18 protein-coding genes are annotated in these 16,195 nt (G+C 60.3%); 16 read left to right on the forward strand and 2 right to left on the reverse strand.

The features are described from left to right. The first annotated feature begins 12 nt into the window (after window positions 1-12). From L286_RS35435 to L286_RS35465, 7 genes are all read left to right on the forward strand, one after another. Entirely contained in the window at window positions 13-2,538 is a 2,526-nt protein-coding gene (locus L286_RS35435; protein WP_021223416.1) for a phage/plasmid primase, P4 family, read from the forward strand. A 534-nt stretch (window positions 2,539-3,072) separates the two neighbouring features. Then, a complete protein-coding gene (locus L286_RS35440; RefSeq protein WP_021223417.1) occupies window positions 3,073-3,555 on the forward strand; it encodes a hypothetical protein in 483 nt (160 codons plus the stop codon). Further along, entirely contained in the window at window positions 3,545-3,727 is a 183-nt protein-coding gene (locus tag L286_RS35445; protein ID WP_021223418.1) for a hypothetical protein, read from the forward strand. Before L286_RS35440 ends, L286_RS35445 begins: the two co-directional genes overlap by 11 nt. After that, window positions 3,727-3,858 carry a hypothetical protein gene (locus L286_RS49585; protein WP_021223419.1) on the forward strand — a complete coding sequence of 44 codons (132 nt, stop codon included), beginning with the start codon at window positions 3,727-3,729 and terminating at the stop codon, window positions 3,856-3,858. The genes L286_RS35445 and L286_RS49585 overlap by 1 nt, the downstream gene beginning before the upstream one ends. A gap of 416 nt (window positions 3,859-4,274) precedes the next feature. Further along, complete coding sequence (locus L286_RS35455; RefSeq protein WP_021223421.1) at window positions 4,275-4,658, forward strand: hypothetical protein; 384 nt, start codon at window positions 4,275-4,277, stop codon at window positions 4,656-4,658. Further along, window positions 4,648-6,120, forward strand: coding sequence for a phage terminase large subunit (terL, locus tag L286_RS35460; RefSeq protein WP_021223422.1), 1,473 nt, complete (start codon window positions 4,648-4,650; stop codon window positions 6,118-6,120). Before L286_RS35455 ends, terL begins: the two co-directional genes overlap by 11 nt. Then, window positions 6,117-8,519, forward strand: coding sequence for a hypothetical protein (locus tag L286_RS35465; protein ID WP_021223423.1), 2,403 nt, complete (start codon window positions 6,117-6,119; stop codon window positions 8,517-8,519). Before terL ends, L286_RS35465 begins: the two co-directional genes overlap by 4 nt. Before the next feature lie 54 nt (window positions 8,520-8,573). Here the strand turns inward: L286_RS35465 and L286_RS48500 are convergent, their stop codons facing one another. After that, complete coding sequence (locus tag L286_RS48500) at window positions 8,574-8,822, reverse strand: hypothetical protein (protein WP_021223424.1); 249 nt, start codon at window positions 8,820-8,822, stop codon at window positions 8,574-8,576. A gap of 74 nt (window positions 8,823-8,896) precedes the next feature. Between L286_RS48500 and L286_RS35470 the strand changes: the two genes are divergently transcribed. The 9 genes from L286_RS35470 to L286_RS35505 all read left to right on the forward strand — a co-directional run bounded on the left by L286_RS35470 (window position 8,897) and on the right by L286_RS35505 (window position 15,777). Next, window positions 8,897-9,145 carry a hypothetical protein gene (locus L286_RS35470; RefSeq protein WP_152522341.1) on the forward strand — a complete coding sequence of 83 codons (249 nt, stop codon included), beginning with the start codon at window positions 8,897-8,899 and terminating at the stop codon, window positions 9,143-9,145. Between the two features lie 10 nt (window positions 9,146-9,155). Beyond that, the gene (locus L286_RS35475) at window positions 9,156-9,410 is read left to right on the forward strand and encodes a hypothetical protein (protein ID WP_021223426.1); all 255 of its coding nucleotides are present in this window, start codon (window positions 9,156-9,158) and stop codon (window positions 9,408-9,410) included. Next, window positions 9,411-9,797: an FmdB family zinc ribbon protein gene (locus L286_RS49140; RefSeq protein WP_021223427.1), complete on the forward strand. Its 387-nt coding sequence runs from the start codon at window positions 9,411-9,413 to the stop codon at window positions 9,795-9,797. It abuts the gene before it with no gap. Between the two features lie 152 nt (window positions 9,798-9,949). Next, complete coding sequence (locus L286_RS35485; RefSeq protein WP_152522342.1) at window positions 9,950-11,005, forward strand: hypothetical protein; 1,056 nt, start codon at window positions 9,950-9,952, stop codon at window positions 11,003-11,005. Between the two features lie 18 nt (window positions 11,006-11,023). After that, entirely contained in the window at window positions 11,024-12,037 is a 1,014-nt protein-coding gene (locus tag L286_RS35490; protein WP_031293280.1) for a phage major capsid protein, read from the forward strand. Between the two features lie 12 nt (window positions 12,038-12,049). Next, window positions 12,050-12,376 (forward strand): hypothetical protein, encoded by a 327-nt coding sequence (locus L286_RS0124575; RefSeq protein WP_031293281.1) that lies wholly within the window; start codon window positions 12,050-12,052, stop codon window positions 12,374-12,376. A gap of 60 nt (window positions 12,377-12,436) precedes the next feature. Next, complete coding sequence (locus L286_RS35495) at window positions 12,437-13,162, forward strand: hypothetical protein (protein ID WP_021223431.1); 726 nt, start codon at window positions 12,437-12,439, stop codon at window positions 13,160-13,162. Then, window positions 13,162-13,863, forward strand: coding sequence for a phage adaptor protein (locus L286_RS35500; protein ID WP_152522343.1), 702 nt, complete (start codon window positions 13,162-13,164; stop codon window positions 13,861-13,863). Before L286_RS35495 ends, L286_RS35500 begins: the two co-directional genes overlap by 1 nt. Then, entirely contained in the window at window positions 13,864-15,777 is a 1,914-nt protein-coding gene (locus L286_RS35505; RefSeq protein WP_031293285.1) for a hypothetical protein, read from the forward strand. It abuts the gene before it with no gap. On the opposite strand, the gene L286_RS48990 is transcribed toward L286_RS35505, so the two are convergent. After that, the gene (locus L286_RS48990) at window positions 15,750-16,184 is read right to left on the reverse strand and encodes a hypothetical protein (protein WP_193746237.1); all 435 of its coding nucleotides are present in this window, start codon (window positions 16,182-16,184) and stop codon (window positions 15,750-15,752) included. The genes L286_RS35505 and L286_RS48990 overlap by 28 nt on opposite strands. Window positions 16,185-16,195: the final 11 nt, after the last annotated feature.

A 16,195-nucleotide genomic window follows, 5' to 3' on the forward strand; every position in this document is an offset into this window, starting at 1 on the left:
GAAAGTTCGCCCGTGCAAGACAAGTTCTACACCGAGACAGTCGCTTTCATCACCCGCTTTTTCGGTGTGCACGATCACGCGGTCGAACTGCGCGCATGCCCGAACGTCAAGGGTAATCCCGGCGCCGAATCTCTCATCACCCGAGATTCCGATGCGCTGCGTGATTTCTGCCGCCGCAAGGATGTCGACGGGATCGGCGTCTATTTTGGCGCCTGCACGCGCCGTCGCGATGCCGATAACGGCAGTGCCGCCAATGCCATGACGGCTCCCGCCCTCTGGGTGGACATCGATTGCGTCAAGCAGGGCCTTGGCGGTCAACAGGTCATAGACGCGCTGGAGTTCCTGCCGCACCGCCCTACCCTGATCATCAACAGCGGTGGCGGCCTTCATGCCTATTGGATGCTCGAGGAAGCTGTTGACCTTGCCGCTGACCGTGAGCGCGTGACTGCCGCGCTCCGGGCGCTGGCGCATATTCTGGCCGGTGATATGGCCTGTGCCGAAGTGGCGCGCATCATGCGCCTTCCCGGCACCATGAACAGCAAGGACGCCACCAAGGCGATCTATGATGGCCAGTCCGCGCTGTGTGAGATCGTTTCCGACAATGGATCGGTTCACGACTTCGATACGCTGTGCGAGTGGCTGGAGGACCAGCGGGCGGTTCTGCATGGGAAGGTGGAAGCCGCGAGACCTGTTCGCGAAAATGATCCGTTCGTCGCCTATGCCCGTGCAGCCGGATATGAGCCTGCGATCGACGTAGAGGCGGAACTGGCGTCGATGGCGGAAGGCAATATCCACCGCACGCAGCTCCGCGTTTCCATGTCGATGATCGCTCGCGGCTATGAAGATGACGAGATCGTCGCGACCATCCTGACCGCGACAGAACGCGCCGCGCCCCGTGACCAGAGATGGAACTGGAAGGCCGAAGAGAAGGCGATCCGCAAGATGATCGTCAGCGGCAAGCAGAAAGCTCAGGAACGCGAAGAGCGTATGCCCGTGCGCTCCATGCCCAGGTTCATCGGTAATGCCGCTCTGAAGCTTGTTCCTGACGTTGACGAAGAAGCCGATGAGCAGCCGGAAAAAACGAAAGCGCCACGTGAAAGCAAATCAAACACCGTCGCTGTCGGCCGTGCCGCTATCGGGGTCTGGAAAGATCGGCATGGGCCGGTCATGCACACCAACGGATCAACCTTCGCTTACGATGAAGGCATCTGGGTTGAGTGGGATGAACGCCTCGCCCAGCGATTGCGCGCCATTATTCAAGAAGCCTGCGCGTCCCTTGGTATAGAGCCGAAGACATCGTTGCTGAACGCCGCCAAGGCGTTCTTCATGGATCGGCCTGAATGGATCAGGCACAATGTCGAGTTCGATCAACACGGCCTACTCATTGCCAACGATGCTTGCATCAATCTTCAGACCATGCAGGTCATCGTTCATTCGCCAGAACATTATGCCACGCGCAAAATCGCTGCATCCCTAAACGGGGATCGCAATTGTCCGGCACTGCGCGCCTTTATGGCGGAAGCATTTTCCGATCGCGAAGAGGCGGCGGCCATCATATCGACCATTCAGGAGTGGGTGGGGTCGGCAATCGTTCCTCTGGAGTTGAAGACCCGCGACATGCTCAAAGGGCTCCTTGTCCACGGCGCTTCCCGGTGCGGCAAGACCCAGGTCTCCGAACTGGTGCGCTGGCTACTCGGTCATGATCATATTTGCGGATCGCGCATGTCGGACCTGTCTGACCGCTTCGGTCGCGAACCCCTGATCGGCAAGCGTGGCTGGATCGCGGACGATGCTATCGGTGAAGCTGAAACCCTCGACGCCGAAACCTACAAGGTCGTCATCACAGGCGAACGCACGTCCGCGATGCGCAAGGGCGGCAAGAACTGGGAAGGTCGCTTCGGCATTCCCGTCATGCTGACCGCGAACAATATGCCCAGGGTCAAGGATCAGTCGGAGGCAACCTATAACCGCTCCCTGATCGTCTCCATGACCAAGATCAGGCCAGAAGGCGCACCAGAGCCAGCAGGTTATACCAGCATATCGGAGAAGATCGGCAAGGAGGAGCTTACTGGTCTCCTGTGGTGGGCCATAGAAGGATGGCAGCGCCTGGCTTCACGCGGTCATTTTGCTGAGCCGGAATGCATGAGAGCGGCCGGCGCCGCCTTCCGCGACGAAAATAATCCTGTCGGGGCATGGCTGCGCCAATGCATCGAACTCGACAGTCAGAACAAGGTCGCCCGCCTCGATCTGGTGGCCAGTTTTAATGGCTGGCGCCAGATGGAACATGACGATGCAAAGCCATGGGGCAGCAATACGATAACGCGGCGCATCCGCTCGCAAATGCCGCAGCTTCAAACGGTCAAACTGAACGGGGAGACGTGCTTCTGCGGCCTGCGCGTCAATGAGGATGGCCTATTCGCCTGGCAGCGAACCAAAGACACATCAGGCTTCGAACGCAAGCTGACCTTCTCTGAGGGACGGGACGATGTGAACCGCTTTTACGCAGGCAAACAGGATACCGGGAAGACCATTTTCTAGGGGGATTTTTCGAGGTGAAATTAGGGTGAGTTTTCGAATTCGCGAGTGCTTTTTGGGTGAGTTTTTGACGTGGGCTGTTTTTGGGAAGGTGATTTTAAAATGCACCTGATTTTCAAAAGTCACCTGAAAAGTCACCCGTCTGAAACCCGCAGAAAACCGTCCTTTTTACCCCCTAAGTGATCTTAAGTGATCTTTTTATAAGGAAATTGAAAATATGGAAAAAGAAGAGATAGAAAAGGTTCCTATATATGAAGGGTTAGGAACGTCGATCAAAAGCACCCAAAATCTGGGTCGCTGGTGTGGTCGGTGTGGCGGCCTGTGGTCGAGGCATTTGGGTCCATGCTCCGGTCATCCTTGGGACCGGGTGCCGCCCGATTTTGTCTGGTCTGAGCAGGACGGACGCTGGAAGCGCGAGTACGCATACGCGCTCAGTGAGCATCATCCGCTATGGCCTAGCTTCAATTCCGGGCCGTGGCGCGATTTCACTCCCGCTCGCCGGGTGGCTGAGATCGCTCGCATCCGCGAGGTCCAGCCATGAGAGCGTCGGCGGTCGCACAAGCCCTCTCGCTGGTGTCGCCGGCAGAGCAGGCTTTCAAATCCCGTTGGCGCTTCTCGACGCTGGAGCGGATCGATGCCGATCTTGCCCAGGCCGTGAATGAGCAGCAGGCGCTTTACGACAGCGCGTTGCTCAAGGGCAGTGACGCGGACGTTCGTATCCAGTCGGAAGCGATGGTGCGTGGCTGGCGTGCTGCATGTCAGCGGATGGAAAATCCCTTGCAGCCGGACGATGCCTATTTCGTCGGCTTCGATGTCGTCACCGGTACGAAGGTCTGCATTGCCGATCACAAGGGCTGTCAGGCCCGCGCACAGCAGGTTGAGGGGCAGCAGGTGATATTCGTCACCCCTGATGAGGTTGCGCGCCTCATGGGCGGCGTGAGCGCCATTACGAAGATCAAGGGCGCTTTCCCCGATGCCGAGATTATGAACCTGGATGAGGAGTGGAACCATGAAGCCTGATCCGATCGTGAGGGCGCGTGAGATCGTCGCTGCCCGATTCAACCAGCCCTACCATGTCAACGCGATCATGCGCGGCGAATGGGACAATGGCGCGCTGATCCGCGAGGCATTGGCCAGTGTGCAGCCCAATACTGGCACCGCAATGTTCGACGCCGCTGAAGGAGATGAGTGATGGATACGTTGGTCGCGTTAGGACTGGCGCTGTTGGTCTATCCCGCAGCCGTGCTGATGGTTGCCATCACTGGCCCGCATTCCCGGCATGAAATTCAGTTCGACCGCAAGCACAAGGAGGCGGGGGAGTGATAGAGCTTAAATTCGTGAACAGCGATGCCCGCCCCAAGGTGACCGCGATCCGCTGCGACACTGCCAGCATCGCGCCAATCATGGCTTGGTATGGCTCCTACTTCGCAGGCGATCGATACGCCGTTTTCGCTGACGATCAGAAGCTCGAAAAGGATCGCAACGGCGAGTGGGTTCACGCCCCCGCCCGCCCATCCACAGAGGGGAGGTAGGGGGATGAGGGGTAGGCCGCCTGTCACACGCGCCCGCGTCCTGAACTACTGGCAGAAGCATGGGCCTTGCAGCATCATGCAGATCGTGCGGGCCACAGGGTCGGATCGCAGGCATGTGCAAAGGATAATGCGGGCGGCGGAAAAATCCGGTGCTTTGAATTTTGCCGCACTCCCAAGCTGATTCCATGATGATATTTGGATTGCCCTATGAGTGCAGGGCGTCCGACCAAGTTCAAACCTGCTTACTGTCAGGAAGTCATCGCCGTCATGGGCGAGGGGCTTTCTTTGACCGCGTTCGCTGGGGACATCGGGGTCTCTCGCGCAACCATCAATAATTGGATGGATGAGCATCCCGAATTTTTGGAAGCGGTAAAGATCGGACAGGGAAAGCGCACGGCTTTTCTTGAGCGCGGCCTGCTCTCCGAGGAGGTTGGCCCTCGCGTTACTGCCCGCATTTTCGCGTTGAAGAACGCGGCCCCCGAAGAGTGGAAGGACAAGCGCGAGGTAGAGCATAGCGGTGGCTTGGAAGTCTCCTCCAAGGAGCAACGGGATGCGGCTGTAGCTGCTGCGATGCGCGCCGATGGCAAGTAAGGCGCTCACAGCCGAGGACTTCGCGTTCTCCCGCCTGCTGTCCTATGTGGCCTACCAGTGGCCGCACTATCAGGACGCGCCGCACCATCGTCTGATCTGCCGCAAGCTAGAAGCGGTGGAACGCGGCGAGATCAAGCGCCTGATGATCTTCGTGCCGCCGCGCCATGGCAAGAGCCTGTTGGCGTCAACCTATTTCCCGGCGTGGTTCCTCGGTCGCAATCCGGACAAGTATGTCATCACTGCCACCTATGGGCAGGACTTGGCCGACGACTTCGGGCGGCAGGTCAAGAACCAGATCGCTGACCCGTGCTTTCAGGAGATATTCCCCGGTGTTGGACTGGCCGACGACAGCCGCGCCTCTCGCCGCTTCTCCGTTGATGGATCGCAGGGCGGCATAGAGCAGTCCACCAATCGGCAGGGCGCCTATTACGCGGTAGGCGTCGGCGGCCCCCTGACCGGTCGCGGTGCGCATCTCCTGATCATCGATGACCCGGTGCGCAACCGCCAGGACGCGGATTCGGAGACCGTCAGGGCCAATATCAAGTCTTGGTACACTTCGACCGCCTACACCCGCCTGATGCCCGGTGGCGCGGTCGTTGTCATTCAGACGCGCTGGCATGAGGATGACCTGTCCGGATGGCTCCTTGCCGAGCATCAGCATGAAGGCTGGGACATCATCAACCTGCCTGCGCTGGCAGAAGGCGACGATGCCTTGGGCCGTGAGCCCGGTGCCGCGCTGTGGCCTGAGCAGTATGACGAAGAGGCGCTTCACAAGATCAGCATGGCAGTCGGACCGCGTGACTGGTCCGCGCTCTACCAACAGCGCCCCGCCCCTGACAGTGGCGACTATTTCAAGCGCGAATGGGTCGTCCCGGTCGATGTGATCCCCGACCGCGCCAACATGATGATCTATGGCGGCTCGGACTATGCCGTCACGGCCGATGGCGGCGACTATACCGTCCATGCGGTGATCGGCGTTGCCCATGACGGGCGCATGTATTTGCTTGATCTGTGGCGGGCTCAGGCATCCTCCGATGTTTGGGTTGATGCCTTCTGCTCGCTGGTGCGCAAATGGAAGCCGGTGGGCTGGGCAGAGGAAACCGGACAGATCAAATCGGGTGTGGGCCCTTTCTTGGTCAAGCGCATGCTGGAAACCGAAAGCTATGTGGCTCGCGAGCAATTCCCGACGCGCGGCGACAAGGCGGTTCGGGCTCAGTCGATCCGTGGGCGCATGGCGATGCAGGGCCTGCATGTTCCCAAAGGCGCGACGTGGATCTCGGATTTCATTTCCGAACTCATGTCTTTCCCTGTCGGCGTCCATGACGATCAGGTCGATGCGATAGGCCTTGTGGGCCAGCTTATGGACCGCATCAGCGCCGGCACGGCCCCCAAGCAACCTGAGAAGAAACCGGCAACGGGAACGATCGTCGCCCCGCCCCTGCCGATGCGGAGGCGCGTTTGACCGAGGACGAACAGCAGGAAGCTTTCGCCGGCACTGAGCCGAAATCATCGGCTGCGGTGCTGTCTGCGTTGAAGAAGGCTGAGAAAGAATTTCTCGACTGGAACGCTACCTGTTCCACGATTGACGACATCTACAACCGCTCGGGTAACACGGGCGGCCTGCTGCATATCCTTGAGCATCATGGCTGGCAGGATTCGGCGCTGGATTTGTTCTGGTCCTCCTACGAGATCATGAAGCCCGCTGTTTATGCGCGCCCTCCGGTTCCTGCCGTTTCCCCGCTGTTCAAGGACAATCGACCGCTCAACAACACCGTGGCCGATGTGCTTGAGCGGTCCGCCACCTCCACCTTCGCGCTAATCGACATTGACGATGTAATGATTGAGGTCCGCGACGACCTCATATTCACCAGTCGCGGGGTCATCTGGTGCAGCTATGAGAGCGACGGCAAGGGAGGCGGCCAGCGTGCCTGCGTCGAACATCTCGACCGCACCGATTTCCTCCATGAGCCCGCTCGCAAATGGGCCGAAGTCGGCTGGGTTGCGCGCCGCGCCTGGATGACGCGGGCCGACATGCGCAAGCGGTTCAAGCGGACCAGTGGGGACGCATACAAGGATGCGAAATTCACGACCAAGCGTGACGACGAATATGGCGAGGACCAGCAGAGCCAGACCAAGAAGGCAGGCGTCTGGGAAGTCTGGCACAAGGCCGACAACAAGGTTTATTGGGCCACCGATGGGGTTGAAGTTCTGCTCGACAGCGGAGAGCCCCATCTGAAGCTGTCGGGCTTCTTCCCCTGCCCTCGCCCCGCCTACGGCACGCTCAACCGCCGCAGCCTCGTTCCCTCGCCGGACTGGATCAGGTACGCGATCCACTTCCGTAAGATCAGCGACCTGACACGCCGCATCTACCTGCTGCTTGATGAAGTGCGGATGAAGGGCCTTATCCCTGCTGGCGGGGATATTGGCGATGCAGTCGAGACGCTGATGCGCTCCGACGATGACAGGCTGCTTATCCCTGTCCCCGGCGCCGCCATGATCGCTGGCGGTTCTGCTGGCTTTGTCGCGTGGCTGCCCCTCAATGAGATCGCGCAGGCCATCCAGGGGCTGATTGAGGCGCGGGCCCAGCTAATCGAGGACTTCTACCAGCTTTCCGGCATTTCCGACATCATGCGCGGCGCCACCGAAGAGCAGGAAACGCTGGGGGCGCAGCGGCTCAAGTCGCAATATGGCTCTGTGCGCGTGCGGGGCAAGATCGATGAGCTTCAGCGCATCGCGGCCGATACGGTCAAGATCATTGCCGAGATCATCGCGGATAATTTCAGCCAGAAGACCATCGTTGAATTGGCGCAGATGGAAATCCCGACCAAAAGCGACATCGAGAAGCGCATCGGTGAGGTCGAGAAGGCTGCCAAGAAGGAATTGGAAGCGCTTTCCGCCAAGGCGAAAGAGGCGGCCCAACAGGCTCAGGGCGAACAGGCTGGCCCCCAACAGGCAAAACAGGCCTTCGATCAGGCGCAACAGCAGATCATCCAGAAATATGCCCCGATGCTGGCCGAAGCTGAGCAGCAGGTGCCGATTGAGGATGTGATGAACCTGCTGCGCGACGACCGCGCCCGCTCCTTCACGTTCGAAATCGAGACGGATAGCACTATCCTAACCGATGAGATGGCAGAGAAGGCCAGCCGCAACGAGTTCATGCAGCAATTCACGGCCACTTCCACGGCCCTGATGCAGATCGCGGCCATGGGTGAGGAGGGTGCGGCTCTTGCCGGCGAGTTCATGAAGTTCGCGCTCGCTCCGTATCGCGTCGGGCGCCAGCTTGAGGGCGTTATTGAGCAGTGGGTCAAGGCGGCCCCGCAATATGCCGCTCAGATGCAGGGCAATGGTCAGCAGGACGAAAGCGCTCAGGCTCTCGCGCAGGCCAATCTCCAGATTGCTCAGGCAGAGGCGCAGAAGGCGCAGGCGGCTGTGGCAAAGGTGCAGGTCGATGCGCAGCGCGCGCAGATGGATTTCCAGCAGAGCCAGCAAGAGGCCACGGTTAAGGCGCAGCAGGATCAGCAGCGCTTCATGCTGGAGGTGGAGCAGACGCGCGGCAGTGTGGCTGAGACCGGCGCTCGTATCGAGAAGATATGGGCGGAGATCCAGAAGATGGGCATCGATGCCAACAACCAGGTGCGCGCCCAAGATCGCGAGGACGTGAAGGCCACCGCCGACATTGAGGCGCGCCGCACAGATCAGGCGATGAACGCCATGGGCCAGCAGCAGGACGCAGCATTCCGCGAGCGCGACATGGCACGCGCTGATCGCGGCGAAGATCGCGCCGACCGCCAGCAGGATTTCAGTGAGCAATCGAGCGACCGGCAGATGACGCTGGCCGAACGCGAAGCAGGAAGGGAGTAAGGCAATGCCCGTGGGCGGAACACCCGTAACACCGATTGGCAAGGACGGCGCGGTTCAGGCCGCTGGCAGCTCAACTGATCCTGTATATTCCCGGTCAGTGGGAGCGCCCAATATCGCCACCAGCCAAGCGGCGTCCTCAATCTCGCCGGCCGCTGCGACGCTGATCGTTGCAGCCAGGACCGGCAGGCAGTCGGTCACGATCACGAACATCACCGGGACGCAGCCGGTATATCTCGGCACAAGCGGCGTTGGGGTCGCCACTGGCGCGTATCTGGGCGCCACCGCTGGGTCATCGATCACCATTCACACGGCTGCGGCCATCTACGCGACATCGCCGACCGCCGCCCAAACTCTCTCGGCTGTGGAGGCTTACTGACATGGCAACTGGTAACGCCCGGCGCTTGGCCGAACTTGGGATGCCCACCGACCTTGCAAAGGAGGTCGCGGCACAAATCACGGGCGGGACGGGGAATGTCCGCCGCCTCGTTGAGCTTTCGATGGTCCCGCCGCTCGCCGCCTATGTCGGACCCGCCATCACCGCCGACAGCGCATCTGTCGCAAAGCTTGCCGAATTGGGGATGCCCCCTGCTCTCGGCAAGGAACTGGCAACCCAGATCGCATCGTGAGGAGAGTGAGATGACGAAGCCGAAGATCAACAAATTCCAGCGCGATTTCCCCGCCGAATATGAGCAGGGAATGACGGCCCGCGCTGGCTCCATCAATCGCGACGACGCGCCTTATGCCGAGGGCGACCAACTCGATGCATGGCTCGCGGGCTATGACGATGAGGTCGAGGACGGCGGCGCGCGGGCGCGCAACGAGACCATGAACCCGGAGCCCACCAAGGCGTCCGGACAGGTCGCCACCACATCGGGGAGCAAGAAGGCCTAAATGCCTCTCTATGACTTCCTGTGCGCCGAAGGGCATCGATTTGAGCGGGTGGTGAAGCTCGCCCATTTCGATGACCCGCAGCATTGCGAGTGCGGAGCTGGCGCCAAGCGCCAGCTATCCGCGCCGCGCGTGCATACCGACCATATCGACCCGATCATGGGCATGGACGGCAAGATGCACGACAGCCTTGCGAGCTACCGCCGCACCCTTCGCGCGGACGGCAATCCCCAGGGCGAGAATTACATCGAACTGGGCAACGAAAGCCTGAAGCCGGTTGAGCGCAAGTTCGACCGCAAACAGCGTCGGGACGACATTAAGGCGGCCATCCATGACGTGAAGGAAGGCCGCCTGCCGCCTGTCACCGTCAGCCCCGTCGCAGATCAATAAAAGGGACGCATTCCATGGACGATCTTTCCGCAGACATCACCCCGGCCAGCACGGTTCTGGACGATGCCCCCTCGCCCTCCGCGTCGGGCGCTGGCACCCCTCAGTCCCTTCAGGATGAAGGGGGCAGTCTGCGCGACACCATCGCTGGCGTCATGAAGGAGCAGATCGCTGAAGCCGACAAGGCCGATGCGGTGGTAAAGGACGCCCCCAAGGAAGAGACCGAGCCAAAGGCCGAAAAGCCTGAGGAAAAAGCCGAGCCCAAGGAAGAGAAGGCTGACAAGGCGCGAGACGAGAAGGGCAAGTTCGCGCCGAAGGAAGAGCCTAAGGTTGACGCGGAGCAGCCTAAGCAGGAGACGCAGGAGGAACGCCAGGCCAAGGACAAGCCGCGCCATCCCGAAGCCCCCCAGCGGTTCATGCCCCGCGCGAAGGAGCTTTGGCCCAACGTCCCCAATGAGGTGAAGGCCGAAGTCGCCCGAATGACGCAGGACCATGAAAACGAGGTCCGGCAGGCGAGGGAGTTCATTCAGCCGCTAGTCCGCTATCATCACATCGCCACGCAGTCCGGGACGACGCTGCATGAAGCGTTGGACCGCTATGTGAATATGGAGCAGGCGCTCAGGTCCAATCCGACCGAAGGATTCAAGGCGCTGCTGGCCAATATGGAGATGCAGCCGCAGCAGGCCATCAGCCATATCCTGAAGGCCTTTGGGGTCAGCCCGCAGGCTTTGGCGCAGCATATCGCGCAGGATGAGCGGTCTTATATCGCTCCGGAAGTCCGGCAGCCGCCGCAGGACGATCCGCGCGTTGCCGAGTTGCAGGGCCAGCTTGCGCAGGAGCGTGCCGAGCGGGTGCGGGCGAGCGTGATCGAGCCCTTCATGCAGACGCATCCCCGCTATCAGGAACTTGAGCAGGATATTGCATTTTTCCTGCAATCCGGTAGGATTCCAGCCAACCTGAGCCAGATGGAACGGCTTGAGGCGGCCTATGACATGGCTGAGCGGATTAATCCGGCTTCCAATGTCACTCCAGCCCCCTCACGCGATGCTGGCCTTGTCGAAGAAGCCCGAAGCCACGCTGTTTCAGACCTCGGTGGCACCAAATCCGTAAAAACCGCGCCGGGGTCCATTTCTCCAGACATGGAGCCTGAACGCGGCGGTTCAATCCGCGACATCTTGGCTGACGAAATCCGTCGCCGAAAGATGGCGTGAGCTTAGGGAACAGGTCACATGCCTATCAATACCCGTATTGACATGGGCCAGACGCTGACCGCCTCCGTGGCGCGTCGGTCGAAGCAGGTCCAGGACATCGTTTACAACTCCACCCCTCTGACTTCGATCTTGCGTGATCGCGGCCGGATCAAGGTCAAGCGCGCTGGCGGCCCGGAACTTCGCATTCCGGTCGAGTTCGACAAGTTGACCGCTCAGTGGTTCACCGGCTACGACAAAATCGAGATCACGCCGAAGGAACTGCTGAACTCGGCTGTCTTCAACTGGTCGCGCGTCGTCGCCCCCTTCTCGCTGAACGGCACGGAATTGCTGTACAACAGCGGCGAAGAGGAAATGATCGACCTCATGGAATTCTACTTGGACGCGGCTGAAAAGTCGGCCAAGGAGACTTTCGAAGTCGGCATGGTCGGGGACGGCACCGCAGACGGCGGGCGCCAGATGATCGGCCTTGGCGGCGCGGTGCCGATCATCGCCAACACGGGCACCTATGGCGGTATCGACCGCGCGGCGGTTCCGAACTGGCGCACCAGCACCTTCAACATCGTTTCCGGCGATGTGTCGGGCTACACCGCATGGGACGTGACGACCGTTCGTCCGATCATCAACCGCATCTCGCTCAACCGTTCGCGCAACGGTCGTTATGCGGACCTGCTGATTGCCGACGCGCTCGCCTACGAACCCATCGACGCTTCGTTCGTCGCGCATCAGCGCATCGTCTCGGAGCGGCTTGGTCGTCTTGGCTTCACCGGCCTGTCCTATGTCACCCCGGCTGGTCCGGTCGACATCATCGCCGCTGGCGGTATCGGCAACGTCATGCCAGCCAACACCGTCTTCGGCATCGATACGCAGGGTCTCGCGATCTACGAGTTCCCCGGCCAGTCGTTCGTCCCGTTCCACCCCGGCAATGGCATGCGTCCCATCAATCAGGACGCCGTGGCTCAGGGCATCGTCTGGAGCGGCCAGTTGGTTCTGGAGAACCCGCTGTTCTCCTACCGCATCCGCACCACCTCGTAAGGAGACAAGGAAATGCCCTCTCCGTTTCGCACTAATCCGTCTCTCGGTCCCAACCTTACGCAGGTCGTGGTGCCGGGTCAGGTATGGTACGATCAGCCGAACATGGTCAGCCCCAAGGTTGGCGACTGGTCGGTTGGCGACGATGGCCACCAATATGTGTTCGTCCGCGCTTCGGCCGCCATTGCAGCCGCTGCCGCACCGGGCACTCAGGTGACGATCACCGAACCCGCGATGACCGCCGCTGCCGGCGCTGGCGGCTTCTATGCTCCCAACTCCACGCAGGTACCCGGTGGTGTGCCCAATGGCGCCTATTTCTGGGCCCGTCGCGGCACGATCTAACTTATGAAGGCGGGGGTCTAGCGGCTCCCGCCTTTCAACCCTCCAGCCAAGGATGTTCCCATGACCCGCGTTGTTGAGATCGATGAGCGCGAAATCACCATCACCCCGTTCTTCAAGCTGATCGAGGTCGAGAATGTCCCCAAGTCGGAGGTTTCCGGCTTCCCCGTCATGGAGATGAAGGAGGTCGTTGAGGTCCGGTTCGCCGGACAGAAGAATTACGCCCCCATCTTCCCGACCGATGCCTTCTGGAAGCGAGAAGGCAATCAGGTTCTCACCTATGCCGAGCGCTGGCCTGAGCAATACCGCCAGTTCAAGGAAGGCTCGCCGCAGGAGGCCATGGGCACGCCGCTGGAAATGCTGCGGCAATTTGGCATTACCCCTGAGCAGCTTTCGCTCTGCCGCGCGCTCAAGATATACAGCATCGAAGCCCTGAACCGCCTTGAAGGGCTGGCGGTCAAAGCGCTGGGCATGAACGCCAATCGCCTCAAGGAAGCCGCCAGGGACTTTCTGGCGCAGCGTGGCGATGCTTCCAGCGCCCTATCCGAAATCGAAGCTCTGCGGGCTGAGATCGCCGCCTTGAGGGCGGAGCGCTCGACCATCGTTCCTGTACAGGAGCCGAGCCCAGCAGAGGTCGATACTATCGTGAAAGCTGCCGATGACGCATTCGCGGACCTGAGCGACACCCAGATCAAGGACGAGCTTGAGAAGTTGATGGGCGCGCGTCCCAAGGGCAATCCGTCCCGCGCCACGCTCGTCTCCATGCTTGAAACGGCGATGGCCGCGTAATGGCTATTCTGTCGGCTATGCAATCGGCGGCGCTGCGCCTCGTCGGTCGCAAGCCGACAACCTTCTTCGGCGCGTCCGGCACGTTCGAGGCAGAGATTGCCGACTGGACCAATGAGGTGGCGCAGGACATCGCCAAATATCAGGACTGGCAGGCGCTTCAATCGGTGGCCACCATCACCGGAGACGGGTCCACGGAGGAGTTCGACCTGCCTGCCGATTATGACCGGATGCTGGTCTATTCGGATGTGCAGGACTTGGAAGCGTGGTGTTGGGGCTATCGGGCCTTCGATGACATCAACCAGTTCCTCTATCATCAGGCACGCGGCTTTGGGCCGTGGCCGGGTGGCTGGATCATATACGGCAACAAGTTGCGCTTTTCTCCTGCCCCCGCCGATGGGCAAATAGCGACATACCCGTACATCATAAAAAATTGGGCCAAGTCCTCCGACAGCACTCCAAAGGCGGCGTTCGACATCGATACCGACAGTTTCGTTCTGCCGGAAAGATTGCTGACCTTGGCGCTGGTGTGGCGATGGAGGGAAAACAAGAAGCTCGACGCTTCAGGCGATCAGGAGGCCTTTATCAAGGCGCTGGACGAATATGGGGCCAAGGACAGGGGATCACGACCCATCTTCAAAAATGCGCGCCGTTACATTGCCGGCGCCTATCCCGCATGGCCGTGGGCGCTTGGAGGTGTCTGAATGTACGCTCGTCGCCAAACAAGGCCAAAGCCACGCAAATCCCAAGTCAAAAAGTTCGATGCGCCTGTAGCGGGGTGGATTTCGAACCGCAGCCTGTCCGATCCCCGCTCCATAGAGGGGCCCGGCGCTTCGACCCTCGACAACTTCTTTCCCAAAGCCTCCAGTGTCAAACTGCGGCGCGGCAAGCAGCTATACGCCACTCTGGGGGATGGGACGCAGCCCGCGCTTGCCATTTTCTCCTATATGAACGGCAGCAATCAAAAGCTGTTCGCGGCGAATGAGGACACGATCTACAACATTACCTCCGTCGCCTTCCCTTATGGATGGGAGATGGTGACGGACGAAGAGGCTTTGATCGTCACTGAAAGCGGTGATTGGTTCGGCGTCACATCAACCGCCGACCTTGAGGTCATGAGCGGATTTACCGGAGGTGATTGGATCGTTGTCCAGTTCGCAACATCCGGTGGCGTTTATCTGGTCGGAGTCAACGGCGGGGACACCGGATTCATTTATGACGGGGCGGATTTCTGGCCGCTCATCGCTGGCGGCGTGTCGATGCTTCAGGTTGACGGCGTGACGGGTGATTTCCTTGTCGGGGAAACGATCACAGGCGGGACCACTGGCGAAACCGCGACGATTTACAAAGTGACAGAGGGCGGGCCCGGCGTGGTATTCCTGCACCTGACGGGCCTATCCGGCGATTTTCAGGACAACGAAACGATCACTAGCAGCGGGACGGGCTCCGGTCTTGCCAATGGCGTCAACACTGTGACTGTTCCGGGGCCGACATTTACCGGCGGCCTGACCAGTGCCGACATGTCCTATGTCTGGGTATTCAAAAACCGTCTCTGGTTTGCCCAGAAAAACAGCATGACGGCATGGTACATGCCGATCGATGCGGTGGGCGGCGATGCTGATTTCTTCCCGTTGGGCGGGATATTCGGGCGCGGTGGCACATTGCTGTTCGGGGCCGCATGGTCGCTGGACGGGACAGCGGACGCGGGCCTGTCGGAGCAATGCATCTTCGTTTCCAGCGAAGGAGAGGTTGCGGTCTATCAGGGCACGTCGCCTGAAGAGGCTTCGACATGGAGCAAGGTCGGCACATACCGCATCGGCCGCCCTCTTGGACCACGGGCCCATTTCCGGGGCGGTGGTGACATCGCCATTGCAACGAGCGTGGGGCTGGTTCCGCTCTCCAAGGCGATCAACCTCGATGTCACCTCGCTCGCCGTCGCGACCGTCTCGTACAAGATCGCGGACGCATGGTCCGACGCCACCCGCCTGCGAGGCATGGAAAACTGGCAGTGTGAGATATGGCCGGAACAGAAGATGGCGGTCATTGCCCCTCCCCAGATGATCGGGGGCGCCGATCCCGTGATGTTCATTTCCAATGCCGAGACAGGTGCGTGGGCCCGCTTCACCAATTGGCAGGCGCGCTGCATGGAGGTGTTTCAAGGGCAGCTATACTTCGGCGGAGAGGACGGTCAGATATGGATTGCCAATGTGGGCGGGACGGATGACGGCGAAGTTTATACAGGTGAAGTCGTGCCGCTGTTCGATGATCTTGGCTGGCCTGCATCGCTCAAAATCGGGAAGATGGCGCGCGCCGTGACCCGTGCCAATGCGAGGGTGAAAGGCGCCGTCTGCCTGCGGTCTGATTATGTTCCTGAAGGATGCCCCGCGCCCGATGCTACCACGCTTGAAGGGGGAAATAGCTGGGGCACAGGAATCTGGGGACAATCGGTTTGGGGCGCGTCGGTCCCAGCCTTCATCAATCAGGATTGGCAGTCTGTCGGTGGAGAGGGCTACGCGCTGGCACTCGGCTATCAGGTTTCCAGCGGCTCCATCATCCCTCTGGACGATGAGATGATCCGCATGGATTTCACCTATGAGACAGCCGAGGTGGTGACGTGATCGTCACGGACGACCGGGTTGCCCGCTTCGTTGCGGACGGTCTTGGCTTCAATCTGTGTCCACCATATTCCTGCGTCGGACTGGAGCGCGATGGCAAAATCATTTCCGGCGTGCTGTTCAACTGCTTCGAAGGGGCCAGCGTCCATGTGACCGCATACGGCCATCGCTGGACGCCAAGCATCATGAAAGCCATCGGTCGGTACGTCTATCAGCAGCTTGGATGCGAGCGGATGACGCTGACCACGGAAAGCCGATGGGTGGCTTTCCTTGCCTGCAAATTGGGCGGTCAGGTCGAGGGGCGATTGCGCAGCCAGTTTGGCAAGGGACGCGACGGCATAATCGTCGGAATCTTGCGGGATGAATATAAATACGGTATCAAATCCATAACAAGCGCGGCTGGACGACACTCTGCGCCTAC

The sequence above is a fragment of the Sphingobium sp. HDIP04 genome (genome assembly GCF_000445085.1).
GTDB classification, from domain to species: Bacteria; Pseudomonadota; Alphaproteobacteria; order Sphingomonadales; family Sphingomonadaceae; genus Sphingobium; species Sphingobium indicum.